Origin of the sequence: Fundidesulfovibrio soli (assembly GCF_022808695.1) — a bacterium.
Taxonomy (GTDB): domain Bacteria; phylum Desulfobacterota; class Desulfovibrionia; order Desulfovibrionales; family Desulfovibrionaceae; genus Fundidesulfovibrio; species Fundidesulfovibrio soli.
In genome coordinates, this window is the sequence record NZ_JAKZKW010000012.1 from 1 (window position 1) to 13570 (window position 13570).

The 13570-nt window shown below is 66.6% G+C and carries 13 protein-coding genes and 1 tRNA gene; 10 read left to right on the forward strand and 4 right to left on the reverse strand.

The genetic code is table 11. The features are described 5' to 3' along the window. Positions 1–211: 211 nt before the first annotated feature. On the forward strand, positions 212–712 hold the full coding sequence (locus tag MLE18_RS11275) for a hypothetical protein (protein WP_243438904.1): 501 nt from the start codon (positions 212–214) through the stop codon (positions 710–712). Positions 713–728: 16 nt separating this feature from the next. Next, positions 729–1247, forward strand: a complete 519-nt coding sequence (locus MLE18_RS11280) for a hypothetical protein (RefSeq protein ID WP_243438905.1) — start codon at positions 729–731, stop codon at positions 1245–1247. A gap of 279 nt (positions 1248–1526) precedes the next feature. Here MLE18_RS11280 and MLE18_RS11285 read toward each other — a convergent pair whose 3' ends face one another. Continuing rightward, positions 1527–1847: a hypothetical protein gene (locus MLE18_RS11285; protein ID WP_243438906.1), complete on the reverse strand. Its 321-nt coding sequence runs from the start codon at positions 1845–1847 to the stop codon at positions 1527–1529. Positions 1848–2059: 212 nt separating this feature from the next. Between MLE18_RS11285 and MLE18_RS11290 the strand changes: the two genes are divergently transcribed. The 5 genes from MLE18_RS11290 to MLE18_RS11310 all read left to right on the forward strand — a co-directional run bounded on the left by MLE18_RS11290 (position 2060) and on the right by MLE18_RS11310 (position 7921). Then, positions 2060–2389 carry a hypothetical protein gene (locus MLE18_RS11290; RefSeq protein ID WP_243438907.1) on the forward strand — a complete coding sequence of 110 codons (330 nt, stop codon included), beginning with the start codon at positions 2060–2062 and terminating at the stop codon, positions 2387–2389. Positions 2390–2980: 591 nt separating this feature from the next. Beyond that, positions 2981–3460 (forward strand): cytochrome c3 family protein, encoded by a 480-nt coding sequence (locus MLE18_RS11295; RefSeq protein ID WP_243438908.1) that lies wholly within the window; start codon positions 2981–2983, stop codon positions 3458–3460. Continuing rightward, positions 3453–5048 (forward strand): ammonia-forming cytochrome c nitrite reductase subunit c552, encoded by a 1596-nt coding sequence (locus tag MLE18_RS11300; protein ID WP_243438909.1) that lies wholly within the window; start codon positions 3453–3455, stop codon positions 5046–5048. Before MLE18_RS11295 ends, MLE18_RS11300 begins: the two co-directional genes overlap by 8 nt. A gap of 264 nt (positions 5049–5312) precedes the next feature. Beyond that, the gene (locus tag MLE18_RS11305; RefSeq protein WP_243438910.1) at positions 5313–6773 is read left to right on the forward strand and encodes a PP2C family protein-serine/threonine phosphatase; all 1461 of its coding nucleotides are present in this window, start codon (positions 5313–5315) and stop codon (positions 6771–6773) included. A gap of 68 nt (positions 6774–6841) precedes the next feature. Further along, entirely contained in the window at positions 6842–7921 is a 1080-nt protein-coding gene (locus MLE18_RS11310; RefSeq protein ID WP_243438911.1) for an acyltransferase family protein, read from the forward strand. Positions 7922–7949: 28 nt separating this feature from the next. On the opposite strand, the gene MLE18_RS11315 is transcribed toward MLE18_RS11310, so the two are convergent. Next, a complete protein-coding gene (locus MLE18_RS11315; protein ID WP_243438912.1) occupies positions 7950–8123 on the reverse strand; it encodes a hypothetical protein in 174 nt (57 codons plus the stop codon). 185 nt (positions 8124–8308) lie between these two features. On the opposite strand from MLE18_RS11315, the gene MLE18_RS11320 reads away from it, so the two are divergent. Then, positions 8309–8974 (forward strand): TIGR04211 family SH3 domain-containing protein, encoded by a 666-nt coding sequence (locus tag MLE18_RS11320; RefSeq protein WP_243438913.1) that lies wholly within the window; start codon positions 8309–8311, stop codon positions 8972–8974. A 137-nt stretch (positions 8975–9111) separates the two neighbouring features. On the opposite strand, the gene MLE18_RS11325 is transcribed toward MLE18_RS11320, so the two are convergent. Together MLE18_RS11325 and MLE18_RS11330 are read right to left on the reverse strand one after the other, a co-directional pair. Then, positions 9112–10302: a bifunctional folylpolyglutamate synthase/dihydrofolate synthase gene (locus MLE18_RS11325; protein ID WP_243438914.1), complete on the reverse strand. Its 1191-nt coding sequence runs from the start codon at positions 10300–10302 to the stop codon at positions 9112–9114. A gap of 87 nt (positions 10303–10389) precedes the next feature. Continuing rightward, entirely contained in the window at positions 10390–11172 is a 783-nt protein-coding gene (locus MLE18_RS11330; RefSeq protein WP_243438915.1) for a 3',5'-cyclic-nucleotide phosphodiesterase, read from the reverse strand. Between the two features lie 110 nt (positions 11173–11282). Between MLE18_RS11330 and MLE18_RS11335 the strand changes: the two genes are divergently transcribed. After that, positions 11283–11359: transfer RNA gene (locus MLE18_RS11335), tRNA-Arg, on the forward strand. A gap of 234 nt (positions 11360–11593) precedes the next feature. Next, positions 11594–13513, forward strand: a complete 1920-nt coding sequence (locus tag MLE18_RS11340; protein ID WP_336605578.1) for an autotransporter outer membrane beta-barrel domain-containing protein — start codon at positions 11594–11596, stop codon at positions 13511–13513. Positions 13514–13570 lie beyond the last annotated feature (57 nt).

Below are 13570 nucleotides of genomic sequence, written 5' to 3' on the forward strand. Positions count from 1 at the left end.
CCGGTCGATGTTCTTCAAAACCATCGGCAGGCTCCCCGGCGCGCTGGCCCCTCCCCAAGGCTGGCTGCCCTATGGTCCGCGAACACGGCCGGATAGGCTCCGGCCTGGCTGCCGGCCGCCCAGGCCAGCCAGACCGCACTTGATTTTTTCGCCAGTGGGGCTACACCCCGAAAGCCCCGCGGGGCGCAACCATTCACCCAAGGAGACCGCAATGGCCCGCAAAGCCTTATTGACCGCCCTGGCCCTGATCCTCGCCCTGGCCGTGCCCGCCTTCGCCCAGCAGAAGGCCGGAGACAAGAAGCCCGCCGCTTCGGGCGCCGCCTCAGGGGCCGCCGCCTCCGCCGCCCCCCGCGCCACCGTGAGCAACTTCGGCCAGCGCTGGAACGGCATGACCGACAAGGAGCGCGAGTTGTACCTGGAGGGCATGGCCTTCGCCTTCCGCACTGTCTGCATGAGCGCCGTCATGACCCTGGATTCTTCCAAGACCAGCCCCCAGGAAGCCGACAAGGCCTTCCGCGAGTGCTTCAGCGGCTGGTTCCCCTATCGCCCCTACGACGTGAAGCAGGCCATGAACGCCATCTACCAGGACAAGGCCAACAACATCATCCCCTTCGACATCGCCTACGGCCAGGCCCTGCTCAAGGTGAAGGGCGACCCCATCGAGGAAAACCTGAACAAGCTGCGCCAGGATCTGGCCAAGCGCGCGAAATAGCCGAAGGCCCGCAGCCGTGACCGCGCTGGATCTGCAGGTGGGCCAGGCCCTGGGCATCAGGCCCGAGGGCGAAGGCCCGGCCCCGGTTCTGGTGGGGGGCGGCTTCGAGGTGTTCTTCTTCTACGGGGGCCTCTCGCGGGAGGAGGTGCTGGGGTTCGCCACCGGCGCCGTCTCCTGCGGGGTCTACGTTGAGGACGCCATCCCGGTGCTGGTGCTTGATATCGAGAACTTCGGCGGGCTGGAGGTGGCCTTCAACATCTTCGTCGAACCCGAGGAGAAACGCCGCCAGTTCTTCGAAGCCACGCCCGCCGGGAGCACGGCGCACATCGTGCTCTGCGACCATCCCGGTTCGGTGGTGCAGGCCGTGCGCCTGATCCGGCCAGGGGTGCATGCCATCTCCGAGATCAAGAAGGCCTGTTTCGACCAGCTCACCCTCTACAGAAACCTCTCCCAGTGTTTCCAGGCCATGGGCCGCATCTACGAGTCCATCAGCCCGGAGGAGATGCGCCGCATGGTCACCATGCGCCCGGCCTGACGCGCCGGCGGGGCTACCAAAGACAGGACCCGGTGCGGCATCAACTGCCGCACCGGGTCCGTTTTTTTGTTCGCGGGTGGTGTCTTCCGGCGGCCTGGGCTGGCCGGAGTCAGCCCCATCAGGCCGTTTGCGGACGCCTCTGCCAGGAAGCTGGGGAGGCAGGCCGGGCCAGCGGAGAAGGCGCTCCGGGGAGCCCGGGGATCATGCGTTGGCCGAAACCTGAGGGTCCGTCGGGGCGTCTGGATTCATGGGCTCTCCAGTCCGGGGGGCCTCTGGAGGCTATTTGCCCTTGTAGGAGCGCTGCTGCTGGCGCAGGGCCTCGCGCATCACGTCCTGGTTGACGCGGTGCTCTTCAGCCTCGCGCACCAGGGTATCGAATTTGGCCTTGTACTCGGGGGAACTCTTGTCCATGCCGCTGTTCTCCAGCGCGTGGAGACGGTTCATGGCGTCGCGGTAGCTGGCGCGTTCCATGCGCATGGCCGCCTCGATCTGGTCGGGGAGCATGGAGGAGTAGTCCACCGTGTCGGCGAAGGCGGCGGTGGAGAGGGCCAGGGAGGCCGCGATGGCGGCGGCGATGAGCAATGTTTTCGCGGTGCGCATGGTATCCTCGTGAATGTCGGCGGTGCCCCATACTACCAGATAACAGCCTGCTCGGACAATGCGTTTTTTCGCCGCGCACGGCCCCGCGTCTGCGTTGCCCCGGAGGCAAGACCCCTCCTGTTCCTAATGATTGCGCCGAATCGGCCCGGCATGTTACCGGGAAATCGCAAACCGCAGAGCAAACGTTCTCGACCTTGACGTGGAGGTGTTCCGTGCGTCGCTTCATGACCTGCCTGCTGCTGGCGGGAACCTGCGTTCTGTGCTTGGCCCAGCCTCCGTGCTGCGCGCAGAACCGGATCACGCAGGCTCAGCTTGAGAAGCTGGCCGACAAGGTGAAGGCCCAGCGGGACGCCTACCTGCGTTTCGAGGGCGCCGAGCAGGAGGCCCTCCAAGACGGCCTGGCAGAGCGCGCGGCCGTGTTCCGCGAAGCCAAGCTCAAGGCGAAGGCGGCCTACCTGGCTCTCGACGCCGACCTGAAGAAGTCGCTCGAAGCCAAGAACGCCCAGGACAAGGCGGACCAGCGGGCGGCCATCGAGCACTGATCCCCCCGTCCCGCCGGGTCAGCCTTGCCGGGCGGCTTATGCTCCCGCCCGGCTCCCCCCGTCCCCCATCCGATGGGCCTTCGCCATCGTGCCATCTTTGCATCTTCACTGTCTTTCAGCGCCGGGCGTGACGCGTCCCATGCGCAACCGGACCGCCCCCGCTGCCGTTCCATCCGCTCGGGAGCCCGATCCCGGCCTGCGGACGCAACAATGGGGCGATGGTGATCCATTTGCCCAGGAACGACGCAATTGTACAATTTTAGGAATGTTTCGTCCGTCGCAATCCCTGCGTCAGTGGCGAGCTCTGGCTGGCAGCGGTGCTGCGCCGCATCGATCCAGACGATTCCGGGAGGATTTTGCGTCCTCATGGCGCTGCGAACGATTTCCCTTGCGTCCCTGTGGCAGGCTGCTAATAGTTCGGAAAAACATGTTTGTTTGCGGGGCACTGCCCTGCCATTAGTGAGGAGGGGAGGTTATTTTTCGCCCTGTTTGTGATCCAGGTCACATTTCCCGGGGGGCCCTTGAGCTAAGGTGTACACCAGTCGCAACCGCCCGGAGACAGGCCCGGGCAAGCCCAGAGGAGGACGCCGCATGAGCAATTCGCCGCCTAAGCATTCAGGGAAAACAAACTGGTTCGCCGTGGCCATGGTGCTGGCGGCGGTCATCGTGCTGGGCGCGGGCGGAGCCTACACCATGCAGGCCACGGATACGGCCGCGTTCTGCTCCAGTTGCCACACCATGAGCGAGGAGACCTGGACCTACCAGAACTCCGGGCATGTGAAGGTCACCTGCAACGACTGCCACGCCCCCAACAACCTGGCCGCCAAGATCCCCTTCAAAGCCGCCGCCGGGGCCAGCGACGCCTGGAGCACGGTGACCAAGAATATTCCGGACGTGATCCACGCCAACAAGCTCCACAAGGACGTCATCCAGGCCAACTGCCTGCGCTGCCACTCGGCCACCGTCTCCACCGTGGCCATGGACTCCAAGCCCTACTGCGTGGACTGCCACCGTTCCGTACCGCACAAGTCCCGCTCCCCCATATCCACAAGGAAGGTCGCCGATGGCTAAGAACAAGCTTTTGCTGGCGTTGCTCGCTGCTGCGGGCCTGAGCGTGATCCTGGTCGGCTGCGGCCAGCAGGCCGAGGCCCCCAAGCCTCCCGTATACAAGACCGGGCTCAAGAGCGAGGAGACCTCCAACAAGGCCTTCGAGAAGCTCTTCCCGGCCCAGTGGCTCACCTACCAGCGCAACAACCAGGACGACCTCAAGCAGCTCACCGACTACGGCGGCCCCGTTCCCTGGGACAAGAACGACACCGTGCACCAGCCCCCCAAGGGCAACCCCAAGGCGGGCCAGCCCTACCTGAAGAACCTCTGGCTGGGCTACCCCTTCAGCTTCGAGTACAAAAAGGCGCGCGGGCACACCTACGCCATACAGGACATCGAGAACACCGACCGCATCAACCGCTACTCCGAACAGGCGGGCCTGCCCACAACCTGCTGGAACTGCAAGACCAACAAGATGGCCGGGTGGGTGCAGGAATACGGCGACAAGGTCTGGACCATGGAGTTCAACTCCTTCCGCCAGAAGCAGGACATGAAGGACAACACCATCGGCTGCCCTTACTGTCACGACCCGGCGGACATGAAGCTGCGTATCTCCTCCATTCCGCTCAAGGAAGCTTTCAAGAAGCTGGGCGTGGATCTGACCAAGGCCACCCGAAACGAGATGCGGTCCTACGTGTGCGCCCAGTGCCACGTGGAGTACTACTTCCAGGAGGCCAAGTTCGGCGCGGCCAAGATGCCCGTGTTCCCCTGGACCAGCGGCGCCACGCAGGACAAGCCCTTCGCCGGCGTGGACCCCGAGAACATGTACGAGTACTACAAGGATCACGGCATCGTGGAGGACAAGGGCATGGAAGGCTGGTTCGCCGACTGGGTGCACCCCGTCTCCAAGACGCCCATGCTCAAAGCCCAGCACCCCGAGTTCGAGAACTTCATCAACGGCCCCCACGGGGCGGCCGGAGTGGCCTGCGCGGACTGCCACATGGCCTACACCCGCAACGTGGACCCCGATAAGAAGAAGATCAGCAACCACCAGTGGACCTCGCCGCTGCTCAACATCGATGGCACCTGCAAGCAGTGCCACCAGGACAAGACCGCCGAATACCTCAAGAGCCGCGTGCTCTTCGCCCAGAGCAGGGTGCACGACCAGCTGAACAAGGCCGCCGAATACGTGATCCGCGCCCACGAGGCCGTGCGCCAGGCCAACGAGTATAAGGGCGAGAAGAACCCCAACGCCGAGGCCCTGATGATCCAGGCCAAGGAGAACCTGCGCCACGCCCAGTGGATGTGGGACATCATCTCCGCCGAGAACTCCATGGGCGCGCACAACCCCGTGAAGTCGCTGGACACCCTGGCCCGCTCCCAGGAGTACGCCCGCCGCAGCGCGGATCTCTCCCAGCAGGCCACTAACTACGGCATCAGCAAGACCCTGGAAGGCGACGTCAAGACCCTGGTTCCGCCCATCCTGGAGTGGAGCCGCAAGATGCAGATGGACCCGGAAAATTTGAAGAAATACACCTGGACCACCTACCTCAAGGCGCTGCCCAAGGCCGATCAGGTCTGGGACGGCGACAAGAAGCTCACCGCCAACTAGCCCAAGAGTCAGCCTGAACCCGAGGCCCCCCGCGCAAGCGGGGGGCTTTTTTACGACTCTTCAGGTCGACAACCAGGCGCAAAAAAGTCATAGTCAATGGGAAGTTCCAGCGCCCCCGCCCCCCGAGGAGGCCGCGGCCGCGCAACGCATACGACGGGAGCAGGCTCACGGATGGAAAACAACGCGCACTCAATCCGCCTCTGGCTGGGATGCCTGATAGGCTCGGCGCTGCTCACGCTCTACGGCGGGCACGTCTGACCTTTCATGGAGTCTCTGCCCCCCGTGGAGCTGGGGGCGATCATCTTCGGGGCTTTCGCCGCGACGCTGTGCCTGCGCGGCCCGCTGCTCAGGCTGCTGGTGGACCCGCGCCACATCTTCGTCCAGGTCGGCTGGCAGTTCTGGGTGGACTTCGGCCTGGGACTGGCGGCGGGGCTCATGGCCATGGCCTTCAACACACTGGTCAAGGGTTTCCCGGTCTTCAGCGGGGTCAAGCTCTTCCTGGGCATGACGGCCGTGGCTTTCTTCCTTTCCATGGACGCGGCCCTGGGACGTCAGCGGGACATCATCGCCACGGCCTGCCGCAAGAGCTGGCACAAGCCTCCGGCGCGGGTGCGGCCCCTGGCCCGCAAGCTGGCCGTGGTGGCAACGGGCTCCACCCTGTTGGTGGCCGCGCTGCTCACCCTGATACTGAACAACGCCGTTGACTGGCTGGCCACGCACGCCGGCGGGGCCCAGGCCCTGGCCGTGGCCAAGCGCTCCGTCATGGTGGAGGTGGTCTTCGTGACCGCGGTGCTGGTGGGCGGGGTCATCGGGTTGATCCTGCGCTATTCCGAGAATCTGCGCAGGCTCCTGCAGGAGCAGACCGCGGTGCTGGACTCCGTGAGCCAGGGCCTGCTGGACCGCTTCATCCCCGTGGCCACGGCCGACGAGTTCGGGGTGATCGCGGCGCGCACCAACTCCATGATCGAGAGCCTGCGCCACCGCGTGAGCCTGATGAACGCCCTGGACCAGGCCCAGGCCGTGCAGCGGAGCCTGCTGCCGGGCAAGCTCCCCGTCCGGCCGGGGCTGGATATCGCCGCCGCGGCCGTCTATTCCGGCCAGACCGGGGGCGACTACTACGACTTCCTGGAGTTGGCGGGCGACAGCCTGTCCGTGGTGGTGGCGGACGTCTCCGGCCACGGCATGGACTCGGCCCTGCTCATGGCCTCGGCCCGTGGCTTTCTGCGCCAGGCAGCGCTGTGCCTCTCCGACACGTCGCGCATCGTGACCACCCTCAACCGCCATCTGGCGCGGGATGTGGCCGGGTCGGGCCACTTCATCACCATGTTCATGCTCGTGCTGGACCCGGCGCGCAAGACCCTGGAGTGGGTGAGGGCTGGGCACGATCCGGCTATCGTCTACGACCCCGCCACGGACGTTTTCAGCGAGCTCAAGGGCCGGGGTCTGCCCCTGGCAGTGGACCCCGAGAGCGCCTACCTGCCCGAGCGCATGACGGGCTGGCCCACGGGCAGCGTGCTGGTGCTGGGCACCGACGGCCTGTGGGAGGCCTTCGGCCCGGACGGCTCCATGTACGGCAAGGACCGGCTGCGCGCCGTGATCCGCGCCAACGCCGCGCTGCCCGCCCAGGCCATCATGGAAGCCATCGCCGAGGACTGGCGGCGGTTCCTGGACGGCGCGCCCCAGGAGGACGACGTGACCCTGGTGGTGATCCGCTTCGAGGGCTGACCGCGCCCCGTTTGACCGACACACCCAAGCCGCCAATTGAATCGGACGTAACACCAGGAGCCCAGAGCGTGAAGAAAGACATCCCGCAGCTGCACTTCATCCGCGCCATCGCCATGATCGGCATCTTCCTGCACCACCTCTTCCAGGGCATCGGCCCCCTGCGCGACGCCTACGCCGGGACGCTCCTGGGCGAGCTGTTCGTGGACCTGGCCCTGGGCGTGGTGGTCTTCAACGTGATGACCAGCTTCCTGCTGGCCATGCCCTACGTGGGGGAGAACCCCGCCCCGGTGCCCACGTTCAGGAGCTTCGTGCCCAGGCGGCTGTGGCGGCTGTGCCCGCACTACTACGTGGCCGTGGTGCTGGTGGTGCTGGGCAACGCGGTGGTCTACCGGGTCACCAACCCGGCGGACTGGCTGCCCTCGGCCCTGTACCACCTGTTCTTCCTGGACCCGCTGCGCACGCAGTCCTTCATGTCCAACACGGCGGCCTACTGGTGGCTGGGGCTGCTCATGCAGTTCACCCTGGCCTGGCCTCTGATCCTGAAGTTGGCCCGCCGCTACGGCCTGCCCAAGCTGACCATCTGGGCGACCCTGATCGCCTGGCCGCTCACGGAGGCGCTCAAGATGTGGGGCAGGGCGGCCCCGGGCGGCATCGGCGACACGCTGGCCTTCCTCTCCAGCTTCAACCTGCCTTCGCGCCTGCCGGAGTTCCTGATGGGCATGTGGATGGCGCAGCTGTGGAAGGAGCGCCCTGGCCGCACCTGGATCGTGGACAGGAACCTGGGCGCTTTGATTTTCGGCGCGTGCGGGCTGTGCCTGGTGTGGTCGCTGCTGGGATGGACGAAACCCTGGTTCGCCTCCCTGGCATGGACGCTGGCATTGTTTGTGGGGCTGTTCGCCACGCCCGTGGCCGAGCGCCTTGGGCAGCGGGCCTGGGTGCTGTGGCTCTCGGGCGCGTCGTACGCGATCTATCTGGTGCACCAGCCTGTTCTGAGCTACCTGGACGTGGCCTTCGCGTCGTTCGCGCCGTGGCTGAAGTTCGTGGCGCTCGGGGCGGTGGGCTGGCTGCTGAGCGTGAAGGAAGGGGCCTACGTGGACAGGGCCGCCGCATGGCTGACCGCCACGTTCGAGCCGAAGAAGGCGCGCTAGGGCGCGAATGGCCGGAGGCGATCCCCGCTCAGGCTTTTGAGGCGGGGGCGATGGGGAGCTTGGGATCCTTGGCTTTCTTGTTCCAGTGATCCTTGACCAGGCGGCAGGCCTCCTTGGGGAGGGTCCGCTCCATGAGAGTGAAATATCGGGAGCGGAATACGGCCAGCTCGTGGTAGCTGGAGGCCTGATCGATCAAGCTCATGAAGTGAGCTGCGTTCTGGGTCTCTTCCATGTCCGGGCGATATCGCAACCGGCGCGGCAAAGCAACAGTCCGTAGCGAACCTCTTGAATTGCGGGGCGTTCTTGACTATCGTGCCAGGCCTGCGGCATATGAGCGGCGACCGGTTGTTGTTTTCTTCCCCTTTATCGAATCCACGGCGGATCAAGATGCGTATCCAATGCCTGATGGCTGCCCTGGCGGCGCTGTTGTTCTTGCCTGCCCCAGGATGGGCGCAGCAGCTCTACGTTTCCGACGTGCAGGAGATCACGGTGCGGACCGGGCCCTCCATGGACAACAAGATCGTCCAGATGGTCAGGAGCGGGTCACGTATCGAAAAGATCCGGGACGAGGGCGAATGGGCCATGGTGCGCACGGACACCGGCAAGGAAGGCTGGGTGCTCAAGCGCTATCTTTCGCCGGACGCGCCCGTGAAGGTCCAATTCGAGGACTTCAAGGCCCGCAACGCCGACCTGGTGGAGAAGGCGGGCAAGGTCGAGGCCATCATCGGCAAGTACGAGGAGGAGAACAAGAACCTCCAGAAGAACCTGAGCGCCAGCCAATCCGAAGCCGCCAGGCTCAAGTCTGAGTACGAGGCACTCTCCAAGGCCAACGCCAACGTGGCCGAGATGACCAAGAGCTTCCAGGAGATGCGTGCCGCCCATGACGCCGCCAAGCAGGAGATGGAGCGCTTGCGCCGCGAGAACGAGACCCTGCGCGACATTTCCGACGTGAAATGGTTCCTGGCCGGGGCCGGCGTGTTCTTCGGCGGCTGGCTGTTCGGCTACCTGCTGGGCCGCTCCGCCAGGAAGAAGGCCAACCGGGCCTACTTGTAGGTTTTTCTCGGGGACCGCGCAGGCGGTCTCCGTTCCCACCCGTTCAGAAAGCGTTCCGCCCCCTGCGCGAAGCCAAGCGGGAGTGCAGAGGGCGAAGCCCTTTGCCCGCCGGAGGCCCCTCCCCCCACGTTTCCTCTCTAGCTCCCAGTTGGCTCCAACCACGCCGGGCGGACCTTGTACACGTCCGCCAGCAGATACAGCGACCCGCAGACCAACACCGTCCCCTCAAGTCCTCGCACCCGCTCCAGGGCTTCGCCCGCGTCCGCCACGGGCGTGGCGCTCGGCCCCAGGCGTGCGGCCAGTTCGTCCGGGGGCAGGGCGCGGCCGTGGGCGTCCAGCGCGGGCACCAGGATGGACCCGTCCGTCAGGGCGGCGGCCAGCGGCAGCATGGCCTCCAGGTCCTTGTCGGCCAGGCAGGCGAAGATCATGGCCGAGGGCCTGACGCCCAGGCTCTCAAGCGCGGCGCGCAGGCACTCCAGCCCGGGCAGGTTGTGGGCGCCGTCCAGCAGGAAGTCCGGCCCTGAATCTGTCGTTACCAGTTGCAGCCTGCCCGGGATGAATGCCTCCCGCGCGGCCCGGCGCAGCGCCGCAGGGTCGGGCTCCAGCACGTGCAGGTCCGCAAGGGAGCGCACGGCGGCCAGGGCCAGGCGCAGGTTGCCGCGCTGGTGCGGGCCGGGCAGGGCGGGCGCGTCCGGCCAGTCGGGCGGGATGGCCATGTCGGCAGCCCTGGTCAGGGGCGCGCCCGTGGCCTCGGCGTGGTTCTCGAGGATGGCCGCCGCCTCGGGAACCTGCTCCCCGGCGATGACGGGCACGCCCGGACGCATGGCCCGGGCCTTGTCCTGGGCGATGTGGGCCAGGGTGGGGCCGATGACGCGCTCGTGGTCCAGCCCGATGGGCGTGACGAGCAGCAGGTCGTGCCTGATGGCGGACGTGGCGTCGTGCGCGCCGCCCAGCCCGGCCTCGAACACGGCGGCGCGGCAGCCGGCGGCGCGGAAGATCCAGGCGGCCATCACGGTGAGCAGCTCGAAGTAGGTCAGGCGCAGCTCGGGCGAGACATCCGCCGAGACGCGCAGCACGGCCTCGGCGGCCTCCAGCCAGAGCTCGTCCGGCGCGGGTGCGCCGTCCACGCGGATGCGCTCCCTGGGGCTGACGAAGTGCGGCGAGGTGTACAGCCCGGCGCGCAGCCCGTGGGCCTTGAGCATGGCGGCCAGCATGGTGGAGGTGGAGCCCTTGCCGTTGGTGCCCACCACCTGCACGCCGGGGCAGGCGGGCCGCGTGAGCCCCAGCGCGGCCAGGGCGCGCTCCATGCGGGAGAGGCCCATGTCCATGTGGAAGAGTCCCAGGGAGTCCAGGCAGGCCTCGAACTCCGGGAAGGAGGAGAAACGGCGGGTGCTCAGGGCGTGCTCCGGGCGCGGCTAGAACTCGAAGGAGTCTTCCTCGCGCATGAGGTGGAAGGAGTAGCCGTCCAGGGCCAGGTGCAGCTCCTCCTGAATCTGTTCGGAGAAGGGGGCCTTCATGTGGTAGATGAAGACCTTGGGCTTGTAGGGCAGCTTGGCCAGCTCGGCGCGCAGCATCCTGGGCGTCAGGTGCTTGGAGATGCGGGCCAGGTCCTCCAGATGGTTGGGGAAGGACGCCTCGGTGACGATGTTCTTCACCGGCCGCTGCAGCGCGGCCAGGAAGGCCCACCAGCCGTCCGAGGGGCCGGTGTCCCCGGTGTAGGCGAAGGCCTCGTCCTCGCCGGGGCCGTGGATGATGAAGCCGCTGGCGTGCTTGGCGTGGTTCACAGGGCAGGCGGTCACGGTGAGGCCGCCGACCACCACGGGCACGCCCGGAGACATGGGCGCGTAGCTGAGCACCGGGGAATTGGCCGGGATCACGGTGAAGTCGGGCCAGATGGTGTCGTTGAGCAGATGCGTGGAGATGGCGTCCAGCACCTCGGGCATGGCGCGCAGATTCACCGGGGGGTGGTTGTGCTGGGCCACGAACTCGATGAGGTTGTCGGCCAGGAAGAGGATGTCCTTGATGTGGTCCAGGTGCGGGTGGGTGACGAAGATGTCCGTGATGCGCACCTGCTCCTCGAGGGAGAGGCTGGAGGTGACGGAGCCCGCATCCAGCAGGATGTGCCCGTTCACCAGAAAGGACGTCAGGTGATGGCCCGGCAGGTCGGACCCCGAACATCCGAGGACGCGCAGCTTCATGGAGCCTCCGTGAAGGAACGTTATGGGCGTGTTGTGAATCCTGGCGGGGCAAGTGTCAAGGCGGCGCGCCTTGACCAAGCCCTGGCCTGCGGGTAGGAGTGTGGCCCTGCGCGCCAGTAGCTCAGGCGGATAGAGCAGCTGCCTTCTAAGCAGCCGGCCGGGGGTTCGAGTCCTCCCTGGCGCGCCAGCCAAACCACGGGCTGCGATATAACGATCGCAGCCCGTTTTTATTGTCCTTCAGGGTGCAATTCGGGAAATCCGCATCGGGATTCTGGATCGCCAGCTCACGAACATCCGGCAGTGCGGAATATGGCTTTCCAGAAGCGCGCCAAACAGATAAGGCTTTGAACGCGCATTCCAGGGATGCCTGGGGCCGGTTACCCCACCTGTATTTACTGTGAAACGAAAGGAAAACGGCCCCATGATGAAGCGGATCGCCCTTGCTCTCGCATTGTTCGCGTTCGCCCTGGCCCACGCTGCCGCCCCGGCGGGCGCGGCGGGGTTCAATCAGTACGTCGGCTTCGGCGACAGCACCCTGGACAGCGGCTACTTCCGCTACCACACCACGGGCAGCGCGAGCATGGACCAGTCCGTGGCCGTCGCCGTGGCCAACGGCGCCACCGGCGGATGGGCGGGGCCCGGGCTCATGAACTCGCTCATCCTCGCGGGGAAGTTCGGCGTGTTCGGCGGAGCCATCGGGGGCGGGGGGAGCAACTACGCCAACGGCGGAGCCTTCACCCAGCCGCTGCGCGCCTCTGACAGGGACCCCTACCTTTCCGGCGTCGGCGCGCCCTCCAACGTCTCCACCATCCATCAGATCCAGAATTTCCTCGCTTCGGGGCCGGTCAACCCCAACGCCCTCTATGTCGTCAAAACCGGCGACAACGACACCACCTTCGTGCGCCTGATGCAGGCCCTGAACCCCAACTGGCTGGCCGAGAACCCGGGCTTCCTCCACGCAATCAGCACCAACCTGGCGGTGAGCGTCGCGACGCTGCAGGCCGCGGGCGCGCGCACCATCATGGTGCCCAACTCCTACAATTACGCCGAGAACGTCGGCCTGGGCGGAAACCTTCTGCCGGGCGTCAGCACCGAGCTGTACCTGCGCTCCTACGGCTACATGCTCGACCACTGGGCGACCCTGACCGCCGCAGGGGTGCGCTACATCCCCGCCGACATCGACAGCCTGACCAGGCTCATCGTGCGGCATCCGGCCCTCTTCGGGTTCACGCCGGCCTCGGTCCTGCCTTCCAACACCCTGGCCCCCACGCTCGCCCCCCTGATGGTGAGCTGGGCCGACGTCACGCCCGCCCAGACGCAGAGCACGCTCTTCATCGGCCAGAACGGCGTGCACTACACCCAGGCGGGCCAGCAGATCGAGGCCGACTACGAGCACAGCCTGCTCACCGCGCCGGTCCAGATGTCCCTGCTGGCGGAAGGCCCGGTGCAGGGAGGGCTTGCGCGCGCGGCCACCATCCAGGGGCAGATCGACCTCGCCGGGCGGCAGCGCGGGCCAAGCGGCGTGAACGTATGGCTCAGCAGCGGCGCCGGAGCCCTGAACATCAAAAATACGCCGGGCTTTTCAGACCAGTCCGGCACCCCTTTCACGGGCACGGCGGGGGCTGACTACCAGACGTCGTTCGGGCTCGTGCTGGGCGCGGCCTTCACCGCCGGAACCCAGACCCAGAATTTCTCCCAGAACGGCTATTACGACCAGAACGACCAGACCTTCAGCCTGTACACGGCCTACAAGGCCGGCCCAGTCTGGGGCAGCGTGGTGGGGAGCTACGGCCTGATCCAGGACAAGATCAACCGCCCGGTGACGCTGGGCATCTTCACCGACCAGAACAGCGCGAACACCACCGGCGATTCCCTGGCGCTGGCCGTGCGGGCCGGAGGCGACATCTGCCTGGGGCCCGTGACCACCGGCCCGGTGGCCGGCCTGGTGGCCCAGCAGGTGCGCATCAAGAGCTTCACCGAGTCCGGCACCAGCGGCGTCACTGCCCTGGCCTACGGGGAGCAGGTCAGGGATTCCCTGGTCGGCCAGCTCGGCTGGCGCGTGCTGGCCGACGTGGGCAACTGGCAGCCCTTCGCGGAAGTGAAATGGAACCACGAGTTCGCTGACAGGAACCGCATGGTGAAAGCCTCCCTCACCACCATCGTGGCCCCTTCCTACAAGCTGGACGCGGCCCCGGTGGCGGCCGACTGGGGCAGCGCGTTCGCGGGCGCATCCTACAAGATCAACGACCAGTGGACGCTGCGCGGCACGGCCTCGACCGTGTTCGGCAACTCGCAGGTGACCACCTACGGCGGCGAGCTGGCGGTGAGCGTCAGCTTCTAGCCGCCGACCCGCCAGCGGCCGGACGGCCCGGTCTCCCGAGGGCGCGCCATGGCGCGC